This is a genomic window from Kitasatospora sp. NPDC043949 (assembly GCF_056435365.1).
In genome coordinates this window covers 72,072-97,984 of the sequence record NZ_JBWKEQ010000016.1, presented here as the reverse complement: position 1 = coordinate 97,984, position 25,913 = coordinate 72,072, and the positions used below count along the sequence as shown (strand labels likewise).

Sequence of the window (25,913 nt, the reverse complement as noted above, 5' to 3'; positions counted from 1 at the left end):
CCGTCCGCGATGCGGTCACGCGGGCGGGCCGTCCGGGCGTGGGTCGGGCCGGGGTGCGGGTCAGGCGGGGTGCGGGTCAGGCGGGGCGCGGGCCGTCCGGGCGCGGGCCGTCCGGGCGCGGGTCAGGCCGGGGTGATCCCCACCGCCAGTTCCAGGACGTAGGGCTCGACCACCCGGCCGTCCGGGAACTCGGCAATCATCGCCTGCCGCTCGACGGCCAGCACCGGTTCGCGCTCGGCGGGGGAGAGCGCGGCCATGAACGAGCGGGAGACCAGGTCGTCGAGCACGTGGTCGACGGTGATCCGCCGCTCCCAGCGCAGCACCGCGCGTTCGACCCTCAGCCCGGCCGGGGCCAGCAGGGCGGTGAACTCGGCGATCCGGCCGTAGCCGTGGTAGTTGGGCAGCGCGGCGCTCAGCCGCTCCACCCGGGCCCGGACCCAGGGCACGGTCTCGTCGTGCACGTTCCACCAGACGGCGAGGGCGCCGCCGGGCCGCAGCACCCGGATCGCCTCGGGGATGGCCCGTTCGGTGCGGGTCCAGTGGAAGGACTGGGCGTAGCTGATCAGATCCGCGGAGTCGTCGTGGAACGGCAGTTCGTCACCGCCGGCCCTGACCAGCGGCAGGCCCGCCGAGGAGGCCAGGAACTGGGCGGCCATGCCCGCGTTGGGCTCCACCGCGACGACGTCGGCGCCGCGCGCGGCCAGCAGCCGGGTGGCGATGCCGGTGCCGGCGCCGACGTCCAGCACCCGGGCCCCCTTGAGGCTGCGACCGGACAGCCGCTCCAGCGCCTCGAACAGCCCGTCCGGGTAGCCGGGGCGGGCCCGGTCGTACTCGGCGGCGACCCCGCCGAAGCTCTCGGCGATCTCCCGGAAGTCCTGTTGGTCCGTCATCTCTCCCCTTAAGCAAGGAAGTTCGCACCCAGCCGGGCGCGGTTCCTCAGCGTACGCGCGAGGGGGTGGCCAGGTGCAAGCGGGTGAAGGCGAGCGCCTCGGCCAGGTCGGCCTCGCGTTCGGCGGGGGACGCGGAGCGGCGGGTGTTGACCTCCAGCACCACGTGGCCGTCGAAACCGGTACGGGCCAGGTGCTCCAGCAGTTCGGCGCAGGGCTGCTTGCCACGGCCCGGGATCAGGTGCTCGTCCTTGCCGGAGCCGCTGCCGTCGGCGAGGTGGATGTGGGCGAGCCGGTCGCCCATCCGCTCGACCATGGCGAACGCGTCGATCCGGGAGGTGGCGACGTGCGAGAGGTCGATGGTGAAGTGCCGGTACTCCTCGTCGGTGACGTCCCAGCCCGGGGCGTAGGCCAGCACCTCGCGGTCGCGGTAGCGCCACGGGTACATGTTCTCCACCGCGAAGCGGACGTCGGTCTCGCCCGCCATCCGGTTGATGCCCGTCACGAAGTCCCGGGCGTACTGGCGCTGCCAGCGGAACGGCGGGTGGACCACGACGGCGCTCGCACCGAGCTTCTCGGCCGCCGCCCGGGCCCGGACCAGCTTGGTCCACGGGTCGGTGGTCCACACCCGCTGGGTGATCAGCAGACACGGCGCGTGCACGGCCAGGATCGGCAGTTGGTGGGCGTCGGAGAGACGGCGCAGGGCCTCGATGTCCTGGCTGACCGGGTCGTTCCAGACCATCACCTCGACCCCGTCGTAGCCGAGCTTGGCGGCCAGCTCGAAGGCGACGGCGGTGCCCGCCGGGTACACCGACGCGGTGGACAGGACCACCTTGGTGTCGGGAATGTGCAGGGCCGGGTGCGAGGGCAGCACCAGCCGGTCGGTGGTCCGCAGCAGCGGCGGGCGGGCGGCGTCGCGGCGGGCGGCCTTGACCGAGCGCACCGACTGGACGGCGGCCTTGGCGGCGCCGGCGGCCCGGGCGGTGCGGGTCTCCCGGGGGGCAGCGGTCGCGGCGGCCTTCCGCGTTCCGGACTTCCTCGCTTCGGGCTTCGTCCCCGCGGGCTTCGTCCCGGCGGGCTTGCTCACTTCGGACTTCGTCCCGACAGACTTCGTCCCGGCGGGCGTCTTCGCCTCGGACGCGCCTCCCGCGGGCTGCTTCGCCTCGGGCGCGGACGGCTTCTCGGTGGCCTTGCGCGCGGCGCTCTTGCGCCCGGTGCGCCGGGCCGCCTCGACGGCCTTCGCGGCCTGCGCCCCGGTGGCGCCCTTGACGGCCTTGCCGAGTTTGCGGCGCGGGCCGTCCGGCCGCGGCTGCCCGTCCCCGGGAGCGCGGCCCTCCCGCGTCCCGTCCTCGCCCGCTGGTTGCGCCACGGGAGACAGCGTAAGCGGACCGCGCTCCGAACGGGACCGGATCCCCGGCCGGCCCCGGCGGGAGCCGCCGGACGGGCCATGGGGCCGACGGTGTGGAGCCCTGCGGCGCGGGGGCCCTACGGGGTGAGGGCCGGGCGGCGGCGGTCGGCGGAGCCGTCCATGGCGTCCAGGCGGCGCAGGATGATGCCCTCGCGCAGCGCCCACGGGCAGACGTCCAGCTCGTCGAGGCCGAACAGGTCCATCGCGGCGTCCGCGACCAGCGCCCCGGCCAGCAACTGCTTGGCGCGGCCCTCGGAGACGCCGGGGATCCGCGCCCGCTCCTCGACGGTCATCGAGGACAGTCGCGGCAGCCAGGCGGACAGCCCGCTGCGGGTGAGCCGACGGTCGGCGTACGGGCCGGCGTCGGCGGGGGCGGCGCCGGTCATCCGGGCCAGCTGCTTGAAGGTCTTGGAGGTGGCGACGGCGTGCTGCGGCGCGCCGAGCCGGGCGACCTCGCCCGCGACGGTGGCCATCTCGGCCCGGATGTGGCGTCTCAGCCCGCGCAGCCCGTCCGGGTCGGCGACGTCGCCGGGCAGCCAGCGGGCGGTGAGCCGGCCGGCGCCCAGCGGCAGCGAGCAGGCGACGTCGGGCTGCTCGTCCAGGCCGCAGGCGATCTCCAGCGAGCCGCCGCCGATGTCCAGGTTGAGCAGTCGGCCCGAGGACCAGCCGAACCAGCGCCGGACGGCCAGGAACGTGAGCCGGGCCTCGTCCTGCCCGGACAGCACCCGCAGCTCCACCCCGGTCTCCGTGGCGACCCGGCGCAGCACCTCCTCGCCGTTGGCGGCCTCCCGGACGGCGGAGGTGGCGAACGGCAGGATGTCGACGACCCCCTTGTCCTCCGCGACCCGCAGCGACGAGGCGATGTGGCCGACCAGCCGCTCGACGCCTGCCTCGCTTATCGCGCCGTCGCCGTCGAGCAGTTCGGCCAGCCGCAGTTCGGCCTTGTGCGAGTACGCGGGCAGCGGGGCGGCACCCGGATGGGCGTCCACCACGAGGAAGTGGACGGTGTTGGAACCTACGTCGAGTACACCGAGTCGCATAACTCTCCACGCTACGCGATCCGGCCCCGGGCGAAACCGGTCTCGACCGTCTTCACACCGGTCCCGGCCGTACCCCGCCTCCGGCGACCGGACGCGTCAGTGGCCGCGCGGTCCGGCCCGGCGCTCGGGGCGGCAGTTGGTGTCCACCCAGCGGCGGGCCCGGCCCGGGGTGTCGGTGATCAGGCCGTCGGCGTCCCGGGCCGACATCAGCTGCCAGGACTCCTCGTCGTCGAGCGTCCAGACGTACACCTCGCGGCCCGCCTTGCGCTCGGCGGCGATCCGGGAGGCGCTGGCCAGCGCCGCGTCCAGAGCGATGCCGCGCAGCGGCAGGTCACCCGGGTCCTCGGCGATGGCGGAGCCCTGGATCAGCACGACCGGCAGGGCGGGCGCGGCGGCGTGGGCCTGGCGCAGGTGCTCCGCCGAGAACGAGTAGAGGACGACCCGGGCACCGCTGGCGGCGGCGATCCGGGCGATCCGGGTGACGTCCTCGGCGCGCTGCCACTTGATCTCCATCAGCAGGGTGGCGTTGCTGTCGGAGAGGCGCTTGAGCAGTTCCTGGAGGGTGGGGACGGGCTCGGTGGGGCCGGGGCCGACGGTCACCCGCAGGGCGGCGATCTGGGCGGCGGTCAGGTCGGCGATGGCGCCCTTGCCGTTGGTGGTGCGGTCCACCGTGGGGTCGTGCATCAGCACCGGGACGCCGTCCCTGGTGGTCTGGACGTCGGTCTCCAGCCAGTCGGCGCCCTGGTCGAGGGCGGTCTCGAAGGAGGCCATGGTGTTCTCGGGGGCGTTGCGCGGGGCGCCCCGGTGGCCGATCACCACCGGGGCGTCGCACAGCGGAGCGGCGGCGGCCGACCGGGCCCGCAGCGCGGGCGCGGAGGCGCACCCGGCGGCCAGGACCGCGAGGGCGGCGAGGACGGCCGTCTGGGCGGCGCGGGGCGAGGCGGTCACGGCTCGGTGCTCCAGTGGTGATCCGGGGTGTTCCAGGGCATCCAATACGGGTCAACGCGAGATCATCAAACTGATCTGACAACCCGACAGTGCCGCCCGGTTCCCTCCAGCCTGCGGTCGGCCGGCCGCCACCGGCGCCGCGGCGCACCCCGGATCACCCGGACGGGTCCGGGCAGGCCGCCCCGAAGGCTCTACCCTTGCCGGGTGGCACCAGCAGAAACGTCCAAGAAGAAGTCCAAGGCCTCCCCCGCCCCCGTCGACCTGGCGATGCCGACCCTGCGCGGCGAGGCCCCGCTCGGCGGGATCCCCCGTGACGAGGTCCCGCTCGACTTCCCGCGCGCCTGGGTCGAGTTCGCCGACCCCGACGACGAGGAGCAGGTGTTCCGCTGCGACCTCACCTGGCTGACCTCCCGCTGGGGTTGCGTCTTCGGCCAGGGCTGCCACGGCATCCGCGAGGGCCGCGGCGAGTCGGACGGCTGCTGCACGCTGGGCGCGCACTACTCGGACGAGGACGACGAGAAGCGCGTCCTCGGCCACGCGAAGCGGCTGACGCCCGAGCTGTGGGAGAACTTCGCGCACGGCACCGACGCCGCGGGCCGGATCACGTCCGACGGCGGCGTCACCATGCTCGACGAGGACGGCGACCGCCAGACCCGCCGGGTGAACGGGGCCTGCATCTTCGTGAACAGCCCCGGCTTCGCGGGCGGCGCCGGCTGCGCGCTGCACGCGCTGGCGCTCAAGGAGGGCCGGGAGCCGCTGGAGACGAAGCCGGACGTCTGCTGGCAGCTGCCGGTCCGCCGCACCTACGACTGGATCGACCGGCCGGACGACACCCGCTACCTCCAGGTCTCGATCGGCGAGTACGACCGCCGCGGCTGGGGCCCGGGCGGCCACGACCTGCACTGGTGGTGCACGGGCAGCCCGGCGGCGCACCAGGGGCCGGACCCGGTGTACGTCAGCTACCGCCCCGAGCTGACCGAGCTGATGGGCAGGGCGGCGTACGACGTGCTGGCCGGCCTGTGCGCGGAGCGGATCGCCACCAAGGGCGACCGCAAGGTGGCCCCGCACCCGGCCGACCCGGCCAAGCGGCCGAAGAAGGGCTGAGCCCGGGAAGCACCGGGCCCGCGCGGCCCCGGCCCGCGAAGGGCCGGGCCCTACTTGTCGATGTCCCCGACGACGAAGAACATCGACCCGAGGATCGCCACCATGTCCGCGACCAGCGTCCCGGGCAGCAGCTCGGTCAGCGCCTGGACGTTGTTGAAGGACGCCGAGCGCAGCTTGAGCCGCCACGGCGTCTTGTCGCCGCGCGAGACCAGGTAGTAGCCGTTGATGCCGAGCGGGTTCTCGGTCCAGGAGTAGGTGCTGCCCTCGGGGGCCTTGAGCACCTTGGGCAGCCGCTGGTTGACCGGGCCGGGCGGCAGGGTGGCGATCTTGTCGAGGCAGGCGTCGGCGAGGTCCAGCGAGTTGAGGGTCTGCTCCAGCAGGCACTCGAACCGGGCCAGGCAGTCGCCCTCCTCGCGGGTGACCACGGTGAGCACCTGCCGCAGTTCGTCGGAGCCGTACGCGAGGTAGGGCTCGTCGCGGCGCAGGTCGAAATCGAGGCCGCTGGCGCGGGCGATCGGCCCGCTGACGCCGTACGCCTCGGCCTGGGCCCGGGTGAGGGCGCCGACGCCGGCGGTGCGGGCACGGAAGATCTCGTTGCCGAGGACGAGGTCCTCGAAGACCGGCAGCTGGGAGCGGACGGTGGCGACGGCGGTGCGGACGCGGCCGAGCCAGCCGGCCGGGATGTCCTCCTTGAGGCCGCCGACCCGGTTGAACATGTAGTGCATGCGCCCGCCGGAGGCCTCCTCCAGGACGTGCTGGAGGTCCTCGCGGGCGGTGAAGGCGTGGAAGATCGGGGTGATGCCGCCGAGTTCCAGCGGGTAGGAGCCGAGGAACATCAGGTGATTGAGCACCCGGTTGAGTTCGGCGAGCAGGGTGCGGATCCACACCGCCCGCTCGGGCACCTCCATGCCGAGCATCCGCTCGACGCCGAGGACGACGCCGAGCTCGTTGCCGAAGGCGGAGAGCCAGTCGTGCCGGTTGGCCAGCATGATGATCTGCCGGTAGTCGCGGGCCTCGAACAGCTTCTCCGCGCCCCGGTGCATGTAGCCGATCACCGGCTCGGCGGTGATGATCCGCTCGCCGTCGAGCACCAGCCGCAGTCGCAGCACGCCGTGCGTGGCGGGGTGCTGCGGGCCGATGTTGAGCACCATGTCGGTGGTGCCCGCCTCGCCGGTGAAGTTCTCGGCTCCCGCCCCGATGCCGACCGTGGTCTCCCTCATGAGGTCAGAGTCTGCCACCCCGGCAGGGCGGCCAGGGCCTCCGGTACCGGCATGCGGACGGCCTGGGCGAGCCAGCCGAAGGCGCCGAGCCCGGCCGGGTCGGTCAGTTCGGCGCCCTCGCCGGCCCCGCCGAGCGCCCGCAGGTAGCCGGCCGGGTCGGTGGAGGCGAGCGCGAGCGGCGGCCGGGCGCCGCTCACGCCGAGGGCGCGCAGGGCGTCCCGCTGGGTTGTCCACAGGCTGTGGAGGCCGGGCGCCGCCGCGGAGTCCAGGGCGACGTGCGCGGTGACGTCGCAGGAGCCGTCCGGCACCGGCGACACCTCGCGGCCGCCCCGGAAGCCGGTGAGGGTGCCGAACAGCGGGCGCCGGTCGGCGGTGTGCCCGTAGTCGACGGCGACGGCCAGGCCGCGCTCCAGCCCGGCGACGGCCCGCGCCCAGGCGGCGTCCCGGGGGCCGCCGAACTCCACGAAGTCCCCGGGGTGCCCGACCGGCCACCAGCGCTCGGCCCAGGCCGCGTCGGCCGCCGAGGCGGGCCCGCCGAGCCGTTCCCCGCCGGTCGCGGTGTCCACCTCCCAGTAGCGCAGCACCCCGTCCTCGTCGACCTCGCCGACGTCCAGCGGCACGTTGTCCAGCCATTCGTTGGCGAACAGCAGCCCGGTGAGGCCGCGCGGCACCTCGTCCGTCCACAGGGCTGTGGACGGCAGGCCCGCCGGGCGCCGCGCGATCTCCACGCCGTACGGGCGCAGCCGCGCCAGCACCTCGCCGGGCAGTTCGGCCAGCACCCCGGTGAGCAGTTCGCCGCGTCCGGCCCCGACGTCGACGAGGGCCAGCTCCTCCGGACGGCCCAGGGCGGCGTCAACCTCCAGTAGCAGCCGGGCCACCGCGCGGGCGAACCTCGGCGAGGCGTGCACCGAGGTGCGGAAGTGCCCGGCGGGGCCCTCCGGCCTGCGGTAGAAGCCGCCGTCCGGGTCGTACAGGGCCTGCTCCATGGCGGGCGCCCACCGCATCCAAGTCATAGCGCGGGACGCTACCCGGAGCCGGGCGCGCCCTCCCCACCGGTACGGTGCGTCTCCGACCTACGGAGTAGGACGGATCGCCCTACCGGCGGACCTGAACACGCCAGGTGACTGCCTAGGCTGGAGACGTGCATCGACTCAACGCCTGGCTCCGCCGTCACCCCGTGGTGGTCGACGCCGCCTGGGCTGCGATGGTGCTCTTCGCCAGCCTGCTGCCGAACGACAGTTCCAGCGACGGCTGGCGCTTCGACGCACAGATCCTGATCGCGGTGCTGCTGCCCGCGCTCATGGTCTTCCGCCGACGCTTCCCCGACGTCACCGTGGCCGCCGCCACCGGCCTGGGCCTCGGCCAGGTGGCCGCCGACGTCCTCCCGGCCGCCTCCTCCATCGCCTACCTGGTGTTCGCGTACACCGGCGCCGCCTTCGGCCAGAAGTGGACGTCCCGGCTGGCGCTGGTCGCCGGGCTGGCCGCCGGGCCCCTGGTGTTCTGGCAGCTCCACCCGCTGAAGACGGTCTCCAACGGCGCCGGGGACTTCCACACCCGCCCGTACTCCTTCGGCGAGGCGGCGCTGATCACGCTGCTGATGAGCACCCCGTTCATCCTGTGCTGGGCGTGGGGGCGGCTGACCAGGGTGCGCCGGGCCTACCTGACCGAGCTGGAGGACCGCGCCGCCCGGCTGGAGCGCGAGCGGGACGCCCAGTCCAAGGTGGCGGTGGCCGCCGAGCGCGCCCGGATCGCCCGCGAGCTGCACGACGTGGTCGCGCACAACGTCTCGGTGATGATCGTCCAGGCCGACGGCGCCGCGTACGTGCTCGACAACTCGCCGCAGCAGGCGAAGGAGGCGCTCGGCACGATCGCGTCCACCGGCCGGCAGGCGCTGGTCGAGATGCGCCGCCTGCTGGGCGTGCTGCGCACCGCCGACACCGCCGAGGAGTACGTGCCGCAGCCGGGCGTCGAGGAACTGCCGGAGCTGCTGGAGCAGGTCCGCACGGCCGGGCTTCAGGTGGACTACGCGACCTCCGGGCATCCGCGCGAGCTGCCGCGCGGCGTCGAGCTGACGGTCTACCGGATCGTCCAGGAGGCGCTGACCAACGTCCGCAAGCACGGCGGCCCCGACGTGCACGCCCGGGTCGCGGTCGACTTCGGCGAGCGCGAGCTGGCCGTCCTCGTCGAGGACGACGGCCGCGGCAGCACCGACGAGCAACTGGCCACCGGCGGCACGGACGGCCTCGGCCACGGCCTGATCGGCATGCGCGAGCGGGTCGGCATGGTCAGCGGCAGCCTCGACGTGGGCCCCCGCCCCGGCGGCGGCTTCCGGATCCGCGCCATCCTGCCGCTCAAGGCGGCCCACTAACCCCCCGGTCCCCCCGACGCCCCCCGAAGGAGCCACCTTGACCATCCGCGTGATGCTGGTCGACGACCAGGAACTGCTGCGCACCGGTTTCCGGATGATCCTGCAGTCGCAGGGCGACATCGAGATCGTCGCCGAGGCCGGCGACGGCGCCCGGGCCCTGGAGCAGCTGCGGCACACCGAGGTGGACGTGATCCTGATGGACGTGCGGATGCCGCGCCTGGACGGGGTGCAGACCACCCGCCGGATCTGCCTGGCCGAGGACGGCAGCCCCGTGCCCAACGCCCCGCACGTGCTCATCCTGACCACCTTCGACCTGGACGAGTACGCCTTCGCCGCGCTCAAGGCCGGCGCCAGCGGCTTCCTGCTCAAGGACGTCCCGCCGACCGAGCTGGTGGCCGCGATCCGCGCGGTGCACGGCGGGGACGCGGTGGTCGCGCCGACCACCACCCGCCGCATGATCGACCGCTTCGCCGAGGTGCTGCCGACTCCGCAGAGCGCGCCCGGCGCGGACGCCCTCGGGCCGCTGACCGAGCGGGAGCGGGAGGTGTTCCTGCTGGTCGCCCAGGGGCTGTCGAACGGCGAGATCGCGGCCCGGCTGGTGCTCTCCGAGGCCACCGTGAAGACCCACGTCGGCCGGATCCTCGCCAAGCTCGGCCTGCGCGACCGGGTCCAGGCCGTGGTGCTCGCCTACGAGGCCGGGCTGATCCGGGCCGGGGCGACGGACTGAGCGCCCCCGGGCATCCCCGGGCATCCCGTGGAGCACCCCGTGGAGGACCGGCTGAGCGCCCGTAGAATGGGCCGGTACGTCCGGTACCCGAAGAGGACCGGAACGAGGAGCTAAGGACGAGGGCCGGGCCGTGAACACGTCCGACAGTGCCGACCACGCCGCCGACGGCGGGTTCGCCCCGCTCGCCGACGGCTTCGGCGATCCGAGCCACCTGAACGACCCGAGCTACCCGGGCTACGCCGACGACCCGACCGACCCCGGCAACCGCCCGGCCCGGCTGGCCGTCGGCGTGGTCGGCACCGGCCGGGTCGGCCCGGCGCTGGGCGCCGCCCTGCAACTCGCCGGGCACACCGTGGTCGCCGCCTCCGGGGTGTCCGCCACCTCCCGCCGCCGCGCCGAGGCGCTGCTGCCGGGGGTGCGGATCGTCACCCCGCCGCAGGTGCTGGCCGCCGCCGACCTGGTGCTGCTCACCGTGCCGGACGACACGCTGGCCGACCTGGTGGCCGGCCTCGTCGCGACCGGCGCCGTCCGCCCCGGGCAGCTGCTGGTGCACACCTCCGGCGCGCACGGCGTCGGCATCCTGGAGCCCGCCACCCTGGCCGGGGCACTGCCGCTGGCGCTGCACCCGGCGATGACCTTCACCGGCACCTCCGTCGACCTGGACCGGCTGGCCGGCTGCCCGTTCGGGGTGACCGCCCCCGAGGAGCTGCGGCCGGTCGCCGAGGCGCTGGTGGTGGAGATGGGCGGCGAGCCGGAGTGGGTGCCGGAGCAGGTCCGCCCGCTCTACCACACGGCCCTCGCGCACGGCGCGAACCACCTGGTCACCCTGGTCGCGCAGGCGATGGACCTGCTGCGCACGGCCGGCGTCGCCGAGCCCGGCCGGCTGCTCGGCCCGCTGCTCGGCGCCGCCCTGGACAACAGCCTGCGCTCCGGCGACGCGGCCCTCACCGGCCCGGTCGCCCGGGGCGACGCGGGCACCGTGCGGCGCCACCTGGCGCAGCTCAGTACGGTGTCCCCGGACATCCCGGCGGCCTACCGGGCGATGGCCCGCGCCACCGCGCAGCGGGCGCTCGCCAACGGGACGATCGACGAAGCGTCGGCGGCGGCGCTGCTGGACGTACTGAACGAGGAGAATCGCTAATGGCACGCGGAAAGCAGCCGGTCAGGACCCAGCGGGCGCCGAAGGTCCACCGGGCCGTCGTCACCCGCACCGTGGACGACTTCGAGGCCGCGTTCTGGCCGGACGAGCGCCCGGTCGACAACGCCGTCGTGATGACCATGGGCGCGCTGCACGAGGGCCACGCCGCGCTGATCCGGGCCGCCCGCAAGCAGGTCGGCCAGGAGGGCCGGGTGGCGGTGACGGTCTTCGTCAACCCGCTGCAGTTCGGCCCGGCCGAGGACCTGGAGCGCTACCCGCGCAGCCTGGACGAGGACGTGAAGCTGGCCGAGGAGAACGGCGCCGACGTGGTGTTCGCGCCCTCCGTCGACGAGGTGTACCCGAACGGCCGGCCGCAGGTGCGCCTGTCGGCCGGCCCGATGGGCGAGCGCTTCGAGGGCGCCACCCGCCCCGGCCACTTCGACGGCGTGCTGACCGTCGTCGCCAAGCTGCTGCACATCACCGACCCGGACTTCGCGTTCTTCGGCGAGAAGGACGCGCAGCAGCTCGCGATCATCCAGCGGATGGTCGCCGACCTGGACTTCGACGTCGAGGTGGTCGGGGTGCCGACCGCCCGCGAGGAGGACGGGCTGGCGCGCTCCTCGCGCAACCGCTACCTCTCCACCGACGAGCGCGAGCAGGCCCTCGCCCTCTCCAAGGCGCTGTTCGCCGGCCGGGACGCCGCCGCCCAGGGCCCGAAGGCCGTCCGCGAGGCCGCCTCGGCCGTCCTGGACGCGGCCGAAGGCATCACCCTCGACTACCTCGCCCTGATCGACCCGCACGACTTCAGCGAAGCGGCGGACGACTTCCAGGGCGCGGCGGTGCTGGCCGTCGCCGCGAAGGTGGGTTCCACCCGCCTGATCGACAACGTCCACGTCATCTGCCGCTAGGCAACCGGCCACCCGGCACGGAACCGTTCGGCAAGAGCTCCCCTTTCAGGCATGCACTCACAGGAGGCGTGACCCGCAATGCTCCGCACCATGCTCAAGTCCAAGATCCACCGGGCCACCGTGACCCAGGCCGACCTGCACTACGTCGGCTCCGTCACGGTGGACGAGGACCTGCTCGACGCCGCCGACCTGCTCCCCGGCGAGCTGGTCCACATCGTCGACATCGACAACGGGGCCCGGCTGGAGACCTACACCATCGCCGGCCCGCGCGGCTCCGGCGTGATCGGCATCAACGGCGCCGCCGCTCGCCTGGTCCACCCCGGCGACCTGGTCATACTCATCGCCTACGGGCAGATGGACACGGCCGAGGCCAAGGGCTACGAACCGAGCATCGTCTTCGTGGACGAGCGGAACCGGATCACCGGCCTGGGCGGCGACCCCGCCGAGGCCCCGGAGGGCACCGGACTGCTCCGCGGCGACGGGGCGTACGGTGACGGCAACGGCGCGGCCCCGACCGCCGCGCGCTGAAGGAGCCACTGACGCCATGTCCGCCACGCACCGCCTCACCGCCCCGGCTCCCGGCTGGACCGCCACCACCGACGTGGTCGTGGTCGGCTCCGGGGTGGCCGGCCTCACCGTCGCCCTCAACGCCCGCAAGGCCGGCCTGCGGACCATGGTGGTCACCAAGGCGATGCTGGACGACGGCTCCACCCGCTGGGCCCAGGGCGGCATCGCGGCCGCCCTGGGCGAGGGCGACACCCCCGAGCAGCACCTGGACGACACCCTGGTGGCCGGCGCCGGGATCTGTGACGAGGAGGCCGTGCGCACCCTGGTCACCGAGGGCCCGGACGCCGTCCGCCGGCTGATCGCCGTCGGCGCCGCCTTCGACCGCGGCGCCGACGGCGAGATCCTGCTCACCCGCGAGGGCGGCCACCACCGCCGCCGGATCGCGCACGCCGGCGGGGACGCCACCGGCGCCGAGATATCGCGCGCCCTGGTGGAAGCCGTCCGCAACGACCCCGGCGTCGAGCTGATCGAGCACGCCCTCGTCCTCGACCTGCTCACCGACGCCGACGGGCACGCCGCCGGCCTCACCCTGCACGTGATGGGCGAGGGCCAGCGCGACGGCGTCGGCGCCGTCCGGGCCCGCGCGGTGGTCCTCGCCACCGGCGGCATGGGCCAGGTCTTCTCCGCCACCACCAACCCGGCGGTCTCCACCGGTGACGGCGTGGCGCTCGCCCTGCGGGCCGGCGCCGCCGTCACCGACCTGGAGTTCGTCCAGTTCCACCCGACCGTGCTCTGGCTCGGCCCGGAGGCCGAGGGCCAGCAGCCGCTGGTCTCCGAGGCGGTCCGCGGCGAGGGCGCCCACCTGGTGGACGCGCACGGCACCCGCTTCATGCTCGGGCAGCACGAGCTGGCCGAACTGGCCCCGCGCGACATCGTCGCCAAGGCGATCACCCGGCGCATGCAGGAGCAGGGCGCCGAGCACATGTACCTGGACGGGCGGCACTTCGGCGCCGAGATGTGGCAGCAGCGCTTCCCGACCATCTTCGCCTCCTGCCGCGCGCACGGCATCGACCCGGTCACCGAGCCGATCCCGGTCGCCCCGGCCGCGCACTACGCCTCCGGCGGCATCCGCACCGACCGGCACGGCCGCACCAGCGTCCCCGGCCTGTACGCCTGCGGCGAGGTCGCCTGCACCGGGGTGCACGGCGCCAACCGGCTGGCCTCCAACTCGCTGCTGGAGGGCCTGGTCTTCGCCGAGCGGATCGCCGCCGACCTCGCCGACCGCCACCGCCGCGGCGCACTGCCCGAGCGCGCCGTGGACGTCGCCGCCGCCCGCGCCGCACGGCCGGTGCCGCTGCCCGCCCCCGAGTCGCGCGCCGAGATCCAGCGGCTGATGTCGCGCGGCGCGGGCGTGCTGCGCTCGGCCGCCACGATGGCCGGCACCGCCGCCGGGCTGGCCCTGCTCACCGAGCAGGCCCACGCGCACGTCGCCGAGGAGAAGCCCGCCGACCCGCGGGTGGAGACCTGGGAGGCCGCCAACCTGCTGCTGGTCGCCACCGCGCTGGTCGCGGCCGCCGCGCAGCGCGAGGAGACCCGCGGCTGCCACTGGCGCGAGGACTTCCCCGAGCGCGACGACGCCCACTGGCGGCGCCACCTGATCACCACCCTCACCGCCTCCGGCGGCCCCGTCAGCACCCCTGAGGAGCAGTAGAACCATGACCCACTCCCACGAGGAACTCCCCCTGGCCGACGCCCAGGGCGGCTGCGGCGACGGCTGCGCCTGCGGGGACGGCGAGGGCTACGAGACCGGCCTGGACCCGCAGCTGGCCGAGCTCCTGGAGCAGGCCGGACTGGACCCGATCGAGGTCGAGGACATCGCCACCCTGGCACTGGCCGAGGACCTGGCCGGCGGCGAGGACGTCACCTCGGTGGCCACCGTGCCCGCCGAGGCCGTCGCCACCGCCGACTTCACCGCCCGCCAGGCCGGCGTGGTGGCCGGCCTGCGGATCGCCGAGGCGGTCGTCTCGCTGATCTGCGAGGAGGAGTTCGAGGTCGAGCGGCACGTCCAGGACGGCGACCGGGTCGAGGCCGGCCAGGTCCTGCTGTCGGTCCGCTCCCGCACCCGCGACCTGCTCACCGCCGAGCGCAGCGCGCTCAACCTGCTCTGCCACCTGTCCGGCATCGCCACCGCGACCCGCGCCTGGGCCGACGCCCTGGAGGGCACCGGCGCCGTCGTCCGGGACACCCGCAAGACCACCCCGGGCCTGCGCGCGCTGGAGAAGTTCGCGGTGCGCTGCGGCGGCGGCGCCAACCACCGGATGGCCCTGTCCGACGCCGCCCTGGTCAAGGACAACCACGTGGTCGCGGCCGGCGGCGTCGCCGAGGCCTTCCGGGCCGTCAAGGCCGCCTACCCCGACCTGCCGGTCGAGATCGAGGTCGACACCCTGGAGCAGATCCCGCCGGTACTGGCGGCCGGGGCCGACCTGATCCTGCTGGACAACTTCACCGTCCCGCAGCTGAAGGAGGCCGTCGAGCTGGTGGCCGGCCGGGCGAAGCTGGAGGCCTCCGGCGGCCTGACCCTGGCCACCGCGCGCGAGGTCGCCCAGACTGGTGTCGACTACCTGGCGGTGGGCGCGCTCACCCACTCCTCGCCGATCCTGGACATCGGCCTCGACCTGCGCGCCTGACCTCTCGTCCCGACTCGCAGAAAGCGCCCCATGCTCCTCACCATCGACGTCGGCAACACCCAGACCACGCTCGGCCTGTTCGACGGCGAGGACGTGGTGGAACATTGGCGGATCTCGACCGATTCGCGCCGCACGGCCGATGAACTGGCAGTGCTGCTACAGGGGTTGATGGGCAACCACACCGCAGTCCGGGAGGCCACGGTGGAGGGCCTGGCGATCTGCTCGTCCGTTCCCGCCGTGCTCCACGAGCTCCGTGAGGTGACCCGCCGCTACTACGGCGACGTCCCCGCGGTGATCGTGGAGCCCGGCGTGAAGACCGGGGTGCACGTCCTGATGGACAACCCCAAGGAGGTCGGCGCCGACCGGATCGTCAACGCCCTGGCCGCCAACCACCTGTACGGCGGCCCGTGCATCGTGGTCGACTTCGGCACCGCCACCACCTTCGACGCCGTCAACGCCCGCGGCGACTACGTGGGCGGCGCGATCGCCCCCGGCATCGAGATCTCGGTGGAGGCGCTCGGTGTCCGCGGCGCCCAGCTGCGCAAGATCGAGTTGGCCCGGCCCCGCAACGTGATCGGCAAGAACACCGTCGAGGGCATGCAGTCCGGCATCCTGTACGGCTTCGCGGGCCAGGTCGACGGCCTGGTCGACCGGATGGCCAAGGAGCTGTCCAAGGACCCGGACGACGTCCAGGTGATCGCCACCGGCGGCCTGGCCCCCCTGGTCCTCGGCGAGGCCTCCACCATCGACGTCCACGAGCCCTGGCTCACCCTGATCGGCCTGCGCCTGGTCTTCGAGCGCAACCGCCCGGCCTGACCGGCCCCCGGGGCCCACCGTCGGGGCCCCCCGGTCCGTCCGGGGGGCGCCGACGCGCGTCCTCCCCCACTCCCGCGGCCGATTCCGCCGGGCCGAACGTGGGGCGTCGGCGCGACGCTACCGACAAATCGGATATTCCTCACGTAGTGTCAGCCCATGCCTACGCCACACGGATCGCGCGGCGGCATGGCCTTCAGCGCCGACGAAGTCCGCGTGCTGCGCCGCGCCCTCGCCCAAGCCCTGCACCCCGCCGTCCCCGTCCACCTCCAGCTCCCCGACCGTCCGGTGTTCGCCGGCCCGGGCGCCGAGCTGTGGGCGGAGGACGTCCAGGACGCGCTGCGTCTGACCGAGGCGATCGACGAGGCCGTCCAGGAGGGCGGCCGGCTGCGCGCCTTCCTGCTCGCCGACCTCGGGCGCTACCGGGCGGCCCTGCCCGGCAGCGCCCCCGGCTACCTGGAACGCCTGGAGGAAGCCGTGACCGACGGCTACCTGCCCGGCCCGGAGGACCTCACCGCGCTGCGCGGGCTGACCCGCCAGCCGTGCGGCCACGGCGAACGCGCCCGCCGCTCCCGGCTGGCCGGCCGCTGCCACGCGCTGGCCGAGGCCGCCGTCCGCGAGCGGCTCGCCCTCACCACCGGGCAGCCCCGCCACCTCGTCGTCGTACCGAGCCCCGCCGCACCCCCGAGCAGTCTCCCCACCCCTGTTGGAGGACGGATCACGATGAGCAGCACCGACTCCCCCGCCGAGCGGCCCACCGCCCCCCAGAACCCGCCCCGCCCGCACCGGATGCCCACCCCGGCCGAACTCTTCGGGCGCCGCCCCAAGCCCCCCGCCCACCCCGCGCCCCCGGCCGCGCCGGACCCCGACGAGATCGAACTCGCCACCGGCACCGGCTGAGCCGCCCGCACCCGAGGAGGGGGACCGCCGACGCGGCCCCCCTCCTGCGTTATCCCGTGGCGGAGCACGGTGTGTGGCTGGCTACCCTTGTGGGGTGAGCGATCAGAGCCCCATCCCCGCGACCGACGACCTTCCCGAGCAGATGCGCGTCCGGCGCGAGAAGCTGGACCGGCTCCGGGCGGCCGGTGTCGACCCCTACCCGGTCGGCTTCCCCCGCACCAGCACCATCGCGGACCTGCGCGCCAAGCATCCGGACCTGGAACCCGACACCGCGACCGGTGAGCGGGCCGGCGTCACCGGCCGGGTGATCCTCTCCCGCACCGGCGGCAAGCTCTGCTTCGCCACGCTGCGCGACGGCACCGGCGACCTCCAGGTGATGTTCTCCCTGGACAAGCTGGGAGCGGAGCGGCTGGCGGCCTGGAAGACGGACATCGACCTGGGCGACCAGGTCGGCGTCGAGGGCGAGGTGATCACCTCCAAGCGCGGCGAGCTGTCCGTGATGGTGGACCGCTGGGAGCTCACCGCCAAGTGCCTGCGCCCGCTGCCGGACAAGCACAAGGGCCTGACCGACCCGGAGGCCCGGGTCCGCCAGCGGTACGTCGACCTGATCGTCAACCCCGAGGCCCGCGAGATCCTGCACCTGCGCAGCAAGGTGGTCCGCTCGATCCGCCGCACCTACGAGGACCGCGGCTACATCGAGGTCGAGACCCCGATGCTGCAGCCGGTGCACGGCGGCGCCAACGCCCGCCCGTTCAAGACGCACATCAACGCGTACGACATCGACCTCTACATGCGCATCGCCCCCGAGCTGTACCTCAAGCGGCTGGTGGTCGGCGGCGCCGAGAAGGTCTTCGAGATCAACCGCAACTTCCGCAACGAGGGCGCGGACTCCACCCACAACCCGGAGTTCACCTCGCTGGAGTCGTACGAGGCGTACGGCGACTACGACACCCAGGCCGAGCTGATCCGCGAGACGATCGTCAACGCGGCCCGGGACGCGCTGGGCACCACGGTGATCAAGGGCCTGGACGCGCACGGCGTGGAGCACGAGATCGACCTGGCCGAGCCGTGGGAGGAGGTCTCCGTCTACCCGGGCATCTCCGCCCGCCTGGGCGTCGAGGTCACCCCGGAGACCGGCGTCGAGGAGCTGCGCAAGCTGGCCTTCGACCACGGCATCCCGTTCGACAAGGACTGGGGCCACGGTCAGATCGTGCTGGAGATGGTCGAGCGCCTGCTGGAGGAGAACGCCGTCCGGCCGACCTTCATCAAGGACTACCCGACCGAGGTCTCCCCGCTGACCCGCCAGCACCGCTCGGTGCCGGGCGTGGCCGAGAAGTGGGACCTGGTGATCTTCGGTACCGAGATCGGCACCGCCTACTCCGAGCTGGTCGACCCGGTCGAGCAGCGCGCCCGCCTGACCGCGCAGTCCCTGCTGGCGGCCGGCGGCGACGTCGAGGCGATGCAGATCGACGAGGACTTCCTGCGGGCCCTGGAGTACGCGATGCCGCCGACCGGCGGCCTCGGCCTCGGGGTGGACCGCCTGATCATGCTGCTGACCGGCAAGAACATCCGGGAGACCGTGCTCTTCCCGTTGGTGAAGCCGGAGGCGAAGGCTTCCGCCGCGACGGCGGAGAAGACCGAGGAGGAGTGACTGATGGACTACGTCAGCGCGATCGTGCCGCCGCTGGTCATGGCGATCGGCTTCGGATTCCTGGTGCGGGCCATCATCCGCAGCCAGGGCGGAGCCCAGAAGGCCAAGGAAGACCTCGACTGACCCGCGAGCGAACCCGCGACTGACACCGTCAGCCGCCGAACCACCGGCGCGCCGCCATTCCCGATTCCGGGGGTGGCGGCGCGCCGGTTTGGCGCACTTCACAAGATTTGCCCCATTCACTCCCTATCCTGGCCGCACTATGGTCCGGCAACTCGGTGAACTTGAGAACGCCATCATGACCCGGGTGTGGCAGTGGAACCGGCCGGTGACGGTTCGCGAGGTTCTCCTGGATCTGCAGTCGGAACGCGAAATCGCGTACACCACGGTGATGACCGTCCTGGACAAGCTCCACAGAAAGGGCTGGCTGCGCCGCGAGCGGGTCGGCCGGGCCTATCGATATGAACCGGTCTCGTCCCGCGAGGCGTACACCGCGGCGCTGATGAACGACGCGTGGGCCACCAGTGACAATCCGGCCGCGGCCCTGGTGCACTTCTTCGGCCTGATGTCGCCCGGGCAGCGCGAGGCGCTGCGGGACGCCTTGCGGGTCACCGCTCTGTTCCCGCCGGATCCGCCCCCCGCCGAATCCGCGGAGCCGGGACCGGATACCGGGGAGACCCCGCCGGGCGCGACACGATAACGTCCCGGCCATGGAGGTCACCATCCGCCGTGCGCGGACCACGGACGTGCGGACCGTACGCGGGCTCATCGACGCCTACTCGCGCGACGGCATTCTGCTCGACAAGCCCACAGTCACACTGTTCGAATCCGTCCAGGAGTTCTGGGTCGCCGAACGCGACGACACCGGTGCGGTGGTGGCCTGCGGCGCCCTGCACGTGATGTGGGAGGACCTGGCCGAGGTCCGCACGCTCGCCGTCGATCCGTCCTGCCGGGGCTTCGGGGTCGGACATCTGCTGCTGGAGAAGCTGCTGCAGACCGCGCGCTGGCTCGGCGTCCGTCGGATTTTCTGCTTGACGTTCGAGGTTCCGTTCTTCGCGAAACACGGTTTCGTCGAGATCGGAGAGCTTCAGGAAACCGATGATGGTACGACAGACCCGGCGGCGATCGCTACGGATGTCTATGAAGAACTTCTCCGCTCGTACGATGAAGGTGTCGCGGAGTTCCTTGACCTGGAGCGGGTGAAGCCCAACACACTGGGCAACTCGCGCATGCTGCTGCACCTCTGAGCGGCTCCGCGCCGGTCAAGGGTTTGTGTTTTCCGGAGAAAGGCGCTTTCCTTTCCTTAGGCAATGGGTCGTTTAGCGGAAAGGGAAGCCCGTGGCACAGAGGGTGCAGGTCATTCTTGAAGACGATCTCGACGGTGGTTCGGCGGACGAGACGGTGACGTTCGCGCTCGACGGCGTTGCCTACGAGATCGACCTGAAGAGCGTCAACGCGGACAAGCTGCGCGGTCTGCTGGCGCCGTACGTGGAGAAGGGCCGCAAGCAGAGCGGCCGGCTCGCCGGCCCGCGGCGCCCGGGTCGCGGCACCGCGCCGCGCCCCTCCGGCAGCGCGCCGGACACCGCGAAGATCCGCGCGTGGGCCAAGGAGCAGGGCATGGAGGTCAACGACCGCGGCCGGGTGCCGAGCACCGTCCGCGAGGCCTACGACAAGGCCAACGCGTCCTGACCCCGGCGCCACCGGAACGCCGGAGCGGATGCGGGGCCCCGGCGGCCGCACACGGCGCCGACGACACACGCGCGGGGCGCGGAGGACTCTCCTCCGCGCCCCGCGGCGCGCACCCCGGGGGCCGCAGGGCCACCGGTACCGGGGGGCGTCCGGGGCGCGGGCTCGGGCGGCGGAACAATCACGAGCTGTGCAACGCTGTAAGGGCGAAGCGGTAACGCCGGCACCACCGGGCGGCGTACCTGCCGCACCGGCCGTGCCGAACCGCCGTCGCCGCGACGCGACTTCTCGCCAGGCGAACACCGCCACCGCGGAAACTGCGCGAGAAGCGCCCCGATACCGGGTATGAATGCAGGTGGACGGGTTCTTCGACCCGTCCAGGGGCAGTATGCGTGACCGGCCGGAGACGGCCCGGCTCCGCCCCGGCGGCTCTTGTTCGCCGATGGCGTAGCGGTATCCGGTGCATCCGGGCCACCTGTGGGAACACCGTTTCCCAGCATCAGGTTGGGATTGGTGTCGGCTGGTCGCGCAGCATCTCGCTCCCGTACCGGGGAGTGAATCCGTGGGCCGCGCCGCTGAGCGGGACTAGCATGCGGAAGGACAGGGCGGGGACCGACCCCGAACTGCCCGACCGCTCTGAGGAGCGATAAACGATGTTCGAGAGGTTCACCGACCGCGCGCGGCGGGTTGTCGTCCTGGCTCAGGAAGAAGCCCGGATGCTCAACCACAACTACATCGGCACCGAGCACATCCTCCTGGGTCTGATCCACGAGGGCGAGGGCGTCGCCGCCAAGGCCCTGGAGAGCCTCGGGATTTCCCTTGAGGCCGTGCGCCAGCAGGTCGAGGAGATCATCGGCCAGGGGCAGCAGGCCCCGTCCGGCCACATTCCCTTCACCCCGCGGGCGAAGAAGGTCCTGGAGCTGTCGCTCCGGGAGGCGCTGCAGCTCGGCCACAACTACATCGGCACCGAGCACATCCTGCTCGGTCTGATCCGCGAGGGCGAGGGCGTCGCCGCCCAGGTCCTGGTCAAGCTGGGCGCCGACCTCAACCGGGTGCGCCAGCAGGTCATCCAGCTGCTCTCCGGCTACCAGACCGGCGGCGGCAAGGAGTCGGCCACGGCCGGCGGGCCCGCCGAGGGCACCCCGTCGACCTCGCTGGTCCTGGACCAGTTCGGCCGCAACCTCACCCAGGCCGCCCGCGAGGCCAAGCTCGACCCGGTCATCGGGCGCGAGAAGGAGATCGAGCGGGTCATGCAGGTGCTGTCCCGCCGCACCAAGAACAACCCGGTCCTGATCGGCGAGCCCGGCGTGGGCAAGACCGCCGTGGTCGAGGGCCTGGCGCAGGCGATCGTCAAGGGCGAGGTCCCGGAGACGCTCAAGGACAAGCAGCTCTACACGCTGGACCTGGGCGCCCTGGTGGCCGGCTCGCGCTACCGCGGTGACTTCGAGGAGCGCCTGAAGAAGGTGCTCAAGGAGATCCGCACCCGCGGCGACATCATCCTGTTCATCGACGAGCTGCACACCCTGGTCGGCGCGGGCGCCGCCGAGGGCGCCATCGACGCCGCCAGCATCCTCAAGCCGATGCTGGCCCGCGGCGAGCTGCAGACCATCGGTGCGACCACCCTGGACGAGTACCGCAAGCACCTGGAGAAGGACGCCGCGCTGGAGCGCCGCTTCCAGCCGATCCAGGTCGCCGAGCCGTCGCTGCCGCACACCATCGAGATCCTCAAGGGTCTGCGCGACCGCTACGAGGCCCACCACCGGGTCTCCATCACGGACTCCGCGCTGGTCGCCGCCGCCACCCTGGCCGACCGCTACATCTCGGACCGCTTCCTGCCGGACAAGGCGATCGACCTGATCGACGAGGCCGGCTCCCGAATGCGCATCCGCCGGATGACCGCGCCGCCGGACCTGCGCGAGTTCGACGAGAAGATCGCCGACGTGCGCCGCGAGAAGGAGAGCGCGATCGACGCGCAGGACTTCGAGAAGGCCGCGTCCCTGCGCGACGACGAGAAGCAGCTCCTTCAGGCCAAGGCCAAGCGCGAGAAGGAGTGGAAGGCCGGCGACATGGACGTCGTCGCGGAGGTCAACGAGGAGCTCATCGCCGAGGTCCTGGCCACCGCCACCGGCATCCCGGTCTTCAAGCTGACCGAGGAGGAGACCTCGCGGCTGCTGCGCATGGAGGACGAGCTGCACAAGCGCGTCATCGGCCAGAAGGACGCCATCAAGGCGCTCTCCCAGGCCATCCGGCGCACCCGTGCGGGCCTCAAGGACCCGAAGCGCCCCGGCGGCTCGTTCATCTTCGCCGGCCCGTCCGGCGTCGGTAAGACCGAGCTGTCCAAGACGCTCGCCGAGTTCCTCTTCGGCGACGAGGACGCGCTGATCGCGCTCGACATGTCCGAGTTCTCCGAGAAGCACACCGTCTCCCGGCTCTTCGGTTCGCCCCCCGGGTACGTGGGCTACGAGGAGGGCGGCCAGCTGACCGAGAAGGTCCGCCGCAAGCCGTTCTCCGTCGTCCTCTTCGACGAGGTCGAGAAGGCCCACCCGGACATCTTCAACTCGCTGCTGCAGATCCTGGAGGACGGTCGCCTGACCGACTCCCAGGGCCGCGTGGTCGACTTCAAGAACACCGTCATCATCATGACGACCAACCTCGGCACCCGGGACATCTCCAAGGGCTTCAACCTGGGCTTCGCGGCCACGGGTGACTCCACGACCGGGTACGAGCGGATGAAGGCGAAGGTCGGCGAGGAGCTCAAGCAGCACTTCCGCCCCGAGTTCCTGAACCGCGTCGACGACATCGTGGTGTTCCACCAGCTGTCCGAGGAAGACATCATCCAGATCGTCGACCTGATGATCGAGAAGGTGGACGGCCGCCTCAAGGACAAGGACATGGGCCTGGAGCTCAGCGTCGAGGCCAAGAAGCTGCTGGCCAAGCGCGGCTACGACCCGATCCTGGGCGCCCGGCCGCTGCGCCGCACCATCCAGCGCGAGATCGAGGACCACCTCTCCGAGAAGATCCTCTTCGGCGAGCTGCGGGCCGGCCACATCGTGGTCGTCGGTGTCGAGGGTGAGGGCAAGGAGGCCAAGTTCACCTTCCGCGGTGAGGAGAAGTCGGCCGTCGCGGACACCCCGGCCGCGGTCGCCTCGTCCGGCCCGGACCTGACGAAGTAGCAACATTTAACAGACAACTTCACAGCTACCGAGCCCCCGGCGTCCGCGCCGGGGGCTCGGCGCGTTCCGGCCGACCGGACCGGGGGCGCCCGTGGGCGAGGGCGGATGGCCTCGCGGCGGGCTGGTGCGGGTGCGTCCGATTTCTCAGTAAGCTTTAACGGACATACGGTTGACATATGGTCAGCTGATCGGAAGTTGCGCAGGATAGCGCCGTGGCCATGTCATGGTCAAGGGCTATCTTTTCTGTCCACGCTTGTATCAAATGACGTCCACCTGTCTTTCATTTTGGTTTGCCGGGCTTTGGCCAAGAGCTGGCCCCGGTCGGGGAGGACGTCACAACTTTGAAGAACATCAGGAGATCCGCTGCGGCTGCCACGGCCGCAGCGGTCATAGTCGCGCTCGGCGCGGGCCTGTTCCCGGCCACCGCCGTCGCCGCGGGCTCGGCTCCCGCACCCAGGGACCCGGCCGACGCCGTCCAGTCCGCCAACATCGAGCACAACCTGCCGGGCCCGCTGACCGAGAAGGTCGAGGCCGAGCAGAAGGCCGCCACCGAGCAGCTGATCGCGGGCACCGCCCAGGTCGAGCAGCACAACGGCAGCAGCAGCATCAAGCTGGGCAAGGACAAGTACGTGGAGCTCGGTCGCGAGCGCACGGACAAGATCTTCACCATCCTCGTCGACTTCGGCGACCAGGTGGACAACACCACCAAGACCGAAGACGGCAAGGTCATGTACGGCGGTGAGCCCGGCCCGAAGCACAACGAGATCGAGAAGCCGGACCGCGCCAACGACAACTCGACCGCCTGGCAGGCCGACTACAACCAGCAGCACTTCCAGGAGCTGTACTTCTCCAAGGACAAGCCCTCGCTGAAGACCTTCTACGAGAAGCAGTCCTCGGGCCGCTACTCGGTCGACGGCGTGGTCTCGGACTGGGTGCGGGTGCCGTGGAACGAGGCCCGGTACGGCTCGGACTACTGCGGCTCCAACGTCTGCGACAGCGCCCAGGACCTGATCCGCGACGCCGTGGACATCTGGTACAAGGACCAGCTGGCCAAGGGGCAGACCAAGGAGCAGCTCAAGGCCACCCTGGCGTCGTACGACCAGTGGGACCGCTACGGCTCCCACAACGACGGGAACTTCAACCAGCCCGACGGGTACATCGACCACTTCCAGATCGTGCACGCCGGTGAGGACAAGTCGGCCGGCGGCGGCAAGCAGGGCAGCAAGGCCCTGTGGGCCCACCGCGCGTACGCCTACGGCAACCTGAACGGCCAGGCGGGCCCGGCCGACAACAAGCTCGGCGGCGTCCAGGTCGGCGACTCCGGCTTCTGGATCGGCGACTACACGATGCAGCCGGAGAACGGCGGCCTCGGCGTCTTCGCCCACGAGTACGGCCACGACCTCGGTCTGCCGGACCTCTACGACACCGCCGGCACCGGCATCGACAACTCGGTCGGCTTCTGGTCGCTGATGTCCTCCGGTTCCTGGCTCGGCGAGGGCAAGGGCGCCATCGGTGACATGCCGAACGACCTCGACGCCTGGAGCAAGCTCAAGCTCGGCTGGCTGAAGTTCGACAAGGCCAAGGCCGGCACCGAGTCGACCCACCACATCGGCCCGGTCGAGTACAACAGCAGCCTCCCGCAGGCCCTGGTCGTCGAGCTGCCGAAGAAGACCATCCCCACCGACATCAACAAGCCCGCTTCGGGCAAGAGCGAGTGGTGGAGCGGCAGCGACGACAACCTGAACGTCACGCTCACCCGTGACATCGACCTGACCGGCAAGACCAAGGCCAGCCTGAACGCCAAGGCCTGGTACGAGCTGGAGGCGAACTTCGACTACGCCTTCGCCGAGGTCTCCACCGACGGCGGCACCAACTGGACCGCCCTGGACGGCACCTGGAACGGCAAGCCGATCACGAAGGACGCCGGCGGCCGCGCGGCCCTCACCGGTCTCACCGCCGCCTGGGGCGACGTGTCCTTCTCGCTGGACGCCTACGCCGGCAAGGCCGTCAAGGTCCGCTTCCACAACACCACCGACGGTGGCCTGCACTACCGCGGCTTCGCCGTCGACGACATCTCGGTGACCGCCGACGGTTCGACGGTCTTCAGCGACGACGTCGAGAACGGTGACAACGGCTGGGTGGCCAAGGGCTTCACCCGCTTCGCCGGCAGCTACACCAAGGACTACGGGCAGTACTACATCGCGGAGAACCGCCAGTACGTCTCCTTCGACCAGACCCTGAAGACCGGCCCGTACAACTTCGGCTGGGGTAACAGCCGGCCGAAGTGGGTCGAGTACTACCCGTACCAGCCCGGTCTGCTGATCTGGTTCTGGGACGAGTCGCAGCCCAACAACAACGTCAGCGCCCACCCGGGCCACGGTCTGATCCTGCCGATCGACTCGCACCCGACCCCGCTCAAGTGGAGCGACGGCGCCCTGCTGCGTCCGCGCATGCAGGGTTACGACTCGACCTTCGGCTCGCGCAAGACCAGCCAGCTGACCCTGCACAAGAACGGCGTCGAGACGGTCGTCCCGAAGGCCAAGGGCGTCGACGAGTTCTCGGACCTGAAGTCGTGGTGGTCCAAGGACAACCCGTACAGCGGCGTGGACGTCCCGAAGACCGGTACCAGCATCGAGGTCGAGAACGAGTCCTCGAACTACCTGGAGACCTGGATTCGGGTCCGCCCGGTCGACAACTGATCGGTCGAGCAGTAGCGATCAGCCTGTGACCAGGCGGTTCTGACCCACC

At 72.2% G+C, this 25,913-nt stretch carries 22 protein-coding genes; 16 read left to right on the top strand and 6 right to left on the bottom strand.

From position 1 onward, the window contains the following. Positions 1-122 precede the first annotated feature (122 nt). The 4 genes from AC07AL_RS15875 to AC07AL_RS15860 all read right to left on the bottom strand — a co-directional run bounded on the left by AC07AL_RS15875 (position 123) and on the right by AC07AL_RS15860 (position 4,283). Entirely contained in the window at positions 123-890 is a 768-nt protein-coding gene (locus AC07AL_RS15875; RefSeq protein ID WP_363632231.1) for a class I SAM-dependent methyltransferase, read from the bottom strand. Between the two features lie 46 nt (positions 891-936). Next, positions 937-1,764: a sugar phosphate isomerase/epimerase family protein gene (locus tag AC07AL_RS15870; protein WP_363587799.1), complete on the bottom strand. Its 828-nt coding sequence runs from the start codon at positions 1,762-1,764 to the stop codon at positions 937-939. Between the two features lie 608 nt (positions 1,765-2,372). Next, positions 2,373-3,335, bottom strand: coding sequence for a Ppx/GppA family phosphatase (locus tag AC07AL_RS15865; protein ID WP_363587751.1), 963 nt, complete (start codon positions 3,333-3,335; stop codon positions 2,373-2,375). A gap of 96 nt (positions 3,336-3,431) precedes the next feature. Then, a complete protein-coding gene (locus tag AC07AL_RS15860; protein ID WP_363587749.1) occupies positions 3,432-4,283 on the bottom strand; it encodes a glycerophosphodiester phosphodiesterase in 852 nt (283 codons plus the stop codon). A gap of 267 nt (positions 4,284-4,550) precedes the next feature. On the opposite strand from AC07AL_RS15860, the gene AC07AL_RS15855 reads away from it, so the two are divergent. Next, on the top strand, positions 4,551-5,387 hold the full coding sequence (locus tag AC07AL_RS15855; protein WP_363632237.1) for a DUF3109 family protein: 837 nt from the start codon (positions 4,551-4,553) through the stop codon (positions 5,385-5,387). Between the two features lie 50 nt (positions 5,388-5,437). Here the strand turns inward: AC07AL_RS15855 and AC07AL_RS15850 are convergent, their stop codons facing one another. Next, positions 5,438-6,607, bottom strand: a complete 1,170-nt coding sequence (locus tag AC07AL_RS15850; RefSeq protein ID WP_363587747.1) for an NADH-quinone oxidoreductase subunit D — start codon at positions 6,605-6,607, stop codon at positions 5,438-5,440. Beyond that, entirely contained in the window at positions 6,604-7,620 is a 1,017-nt protein-coding gene (locus AC07AL_RS15845) for an SAM-dependent methyltransferase (protein WP_363587745.1), read from the bottom strand. The genes AC07AL_RS15850 and AC07AL_RS15845 overlap by 4 nt, the downstream gene beginning before the upstream one ends. 128 nt (positions 7,621-7,748) lie before the next feature. Here AC07AL_RS15845 and AC07AL_RS15840 point away from each other — a divergent pair, with 128 nt between their 5' ends. From AC07AL_RS15840 to AC07AL_RS15770, 15 genes are all read left to right on the top strand, one after another. Next, positions 7,749-8,975 (top strand): sensor histidine kinase, encoded by a 1,227-nt coding sequence (locus AC07AL_RS15840; RefSeq protein ID WP_363587743.1) that lies wholly within the window; start codon positions 7,749-7,751, stop codon positions 8,973-8,975. Between the two features lie 37 nt (positions 8,976-9,012). Continuing rightward, positions 9,013-9,702 carry a response regulator transcription factor gene (locus AC07AL_RS15835; RefSeq protein ID WP_350878413.1) on the top strand — a complete coding sequence of 230 codons (690 nt, stop codon included), beginning with the start codon at positions 9,013-9,015 and terminating at the stop codon, positions 9,700-9,702. Between the two features lie 211 nt (positions 9,703-9,913). Further along, positions 9,914-10,843, top strand: a complete 930-nt coding sequence (locus AC07AL_RS15830; RefSeq protein ID WP_363587795.1) for a Rossmann-like and DUF2520 domain-containing protein — start codon at positions 9,914-9,916, stop codon at positions 10,841-10,843. Continuing rightward, entirely contained in the window at positions 10,843-11,748 is a 906-nt protein-coding gene (panC, locus tag AC07AL_RS15825) for a pantoate--beta-alanine ligase (RefSeq protein ID WP_363587740.1), read from the top strand. The genes AC07AL_RS15830 and panC overlap by 1 nt, the downstream gene beginning before the upstream one ends. Before the next feature lie 78 nt (positions 11,749-11,826). Further along, a complete protein-coding gene (panD, locus tag AC07AL_RS15820) occupies positions 11,827-12,276 on the top strand; it encodes an aspartate 1-decarboxylase (RefSeq protein WP_363587738.1) in 450 nt (149 codons plus the stop codon). Between the two features lie 16 nt (positions 12,277-12,292). Beyond that, on the top strand, positions 12,293-13,966 hold the full coding sequence (locus AC07AL_RS15815) for an L-aspartate oxidase (RefSeq protein ID WP_363617793.1): 1,674 nt from the start codon (positions 12,293-12,295) through the stop codon (positions 13,964-13,966). A gap of 4 nt (positions 13,967-13,970) precedes the next feature. Then, the gene (gene nadC, locus AC07AL_RS15810) at positions 13,971-14,942 is read left to right on the top strand and encodes a carboxylating nicotinate-nucleotide diphosphorylase (RefSeq protein ID WP_063348830.1); all 972 of its coding nucleotides are present in this window, start codon (positions 13,971-13,973) and stop codon (positions 14,940-14,942) included. Positions 14,943-14,972: 30 nt separating this feature from the next. After that, complete coding sequence (locus tag AC07AL_RS15805; RefSeq protein WP_363589006.1) at positions 14,973-15,758, top strand: type III pantothenate kinase; 786 nt, start codon at positions 14,973-14,975, stop codon at positions 15,756-15,758. A gap of 156 nt (positions 15,759-15,914) precedes the next feature. Next, on the top strand, positions 15,915-16,655 hold the full coding sequence (locus tag AC07AL_RS15800) for a hypothetical protein (RefSeq protein WP_363589008.1): 741 nt from the start codon (positions 15,915-15,917) through the stop codon (positions 16,653-16,655). 94 nt (positions 16,656-16,749) lie between these two features. Further along, entirely contained in the window at positions 16,750-18,306 is a 1,557-nt protein-coding gene (gene lysX / locus AC07AL_RS15795) for a bifunctional lysylphosphatidylglycerol synthetase/lysine--tRNA ligase LysX (RefSeq protein ID WP_079135798.1), read from the top strand. A 262-nt stretch (positions 18,307-18,568) separates the two neighbouring features. After that, a complete protein-coding gene (locus tag AC07AL_RS15790) occupies positions 18,569-19,006 on the top strand; it encodes a BlaI/MecI/CopY family transcriptional regulator (RefSeq protein ID WP_363589010.1) in 438 nt (145 codons plus the stop codon). Between the two features lie 10 nt (positions 19,007-19,016). Beyond that, positions 19,017-19,553, top strand: coding sequence for an amino-acid N-acetyltransferase (locus AC07AL_RS15785; protein WP_350878402.1), 537 nt, complete (start codon positions 19,017-19,019; stop codon positions 19,551-19,553). A gap of 91 nt (positions 19,554-19,644) precedes the next feature. Next, on the top strand, positions 19,645-19,995 hold the full coding sequence (locus AC07AL_RS15780) for a histone-like nucleoid-structuring protein Lsr2 (protein WP_350878401.1): 351 nt from the start codon (positions 19,645-19,647) through the stop codon (positions 19,993-19,995). 650 nt (positions 19,996-20,645) lie between these two features. Continuing rightward, positions 20,646-23,165: an ATP-dependent Clp protease ATP-binding subunit gene (locus tag AC07AL_RS15775; RefSeq protein ID WP_350878400.1), complete on the top strand. Its 2,520-nt coding sequence runs from the start codon at positions 20,646-20,648 to the stop codon at positions 23,163-23,165. 341 nt (positions 23,166-23,506) lie between these two features. After that, positions 23,507-25,864: an immune inhibitor A domain-containing protein gene (locus AC07AL_RS15770; protein WP_400809974.1), complete on the top strand. Its 2,358-nt coding sequence runs from the start codon at positions 23,507-23,509 to the stop codon at positions 25,862-25,864. The last annotated feature ends 49 nt before the right edge of the window (positions 25,865-25,913 follow it).

What these genes read in the sequence shown, in the direction of transcription:
- AC07AL_RS15875 (WP_363632231.1), bottom strand. Translation starts at nt 890, where the DNA reads ATGACGGACCAACAGGACTTCCGGGAGATCGCCGAGAGCTTCGGCGGG.
- AC07AL_RS15865 (WP_363587751.1), bottom strand. Translation starts at nt 3,335, where the DNA reads ATGCGACTCGGTGTACTCGACGTAGGTTCCAACACCGTCCACTTCCTC.
- AC07AL_RS15855 (WP_363632237.1), top strand. Translation starts at nt 4,551, where the DNA reads ATGCCGACCCTGCGCGGCGAGGCCCCGCTCGGCGGGATCCCCCGTGAC.
- AC07AL_RS15850 (WP_363587747.1), bottom strand. Translation starts at nt 6,607, where the DNA reads ATGAGGGAGACCACGGTCGGCATCGGGGCGGGAGCCGAGAACTTCACC.
- AC07AL_RS15845 (WP_363587745.1), bottom strand. Translation starts at nt 7,620, where the DNA reads ATGACTTGGATGCGGTGGGCGCCCGCCATGGAGCAGGCCCTGTACGAC.
- panC (WP_363587740.1), top strand. Translation starts at nt 10,843, where the DNA reads ATGGCACGCGGAAAGCAGCCGGTCAGGACCCAGCGGGCGCCGAAGGTC.
- panD (WP_363587738.1), top strand. Translation starts at nt 11,827, where the DNA reads ATGCTCCGCACCATGCTCAAGTCCAAGATCCACCGGGCCACCGTGACC.
- AC07AL_RS15815 (WP_363617793.1), top strand. Translation starts at nt 12,293, where the DNA reads ATGTCCGCCACGCACCGCCTCACCGCCCCGGCTCCCGGCTGGACCGCC.
- nadC (WP_063348830.1), top strand. Translation starts at nt 13,971, where the DNA reads ATGACCCACTCCCACGAGGAACTCCCCCTGGCCGACGCCCAGGGCGGC.
- AC07AL_RS15805 (WP_363589006.1), top strand. Translation starts at nt 14,973, where the DNA reads ATGCTCCTCACCATCGACGTCGGCAACACCCAGACCACGCTCGGCCTG.
- AC07AL_RS15800 (WP_363589008.1), top strand. Translation starts at nt 15,915, where the DNA reads ATGCCTACGCCACACGGATCGCGCGGCGGCATGGCCTTCAGCGCCGAC.
- AC07AL_RS15790 (WP_363589010.1), top strand. Translation starts at nt 18,569, where the DNA reads ATGGTCCGGCAACTCGGTGAACTTGAGAACGCCATCATGACCCGGGTG.
- AC07AL_RS15785 (WP_350878402.1), top strand. Translation starts at nt 19,017, where the DNA reads ATGGAGGTCACCATCCGCCGTGCGCGGACCACGGACGTGCGGACCGTA.
- AC07AL_RS15775 (WP_350878400.1), top strand. Translation starts at nt 20,646, where the DNA reads ATGTTCGAGAGGTTCACCGACCGCGCGCGGCGGGTTGTCGTCCTGGCT.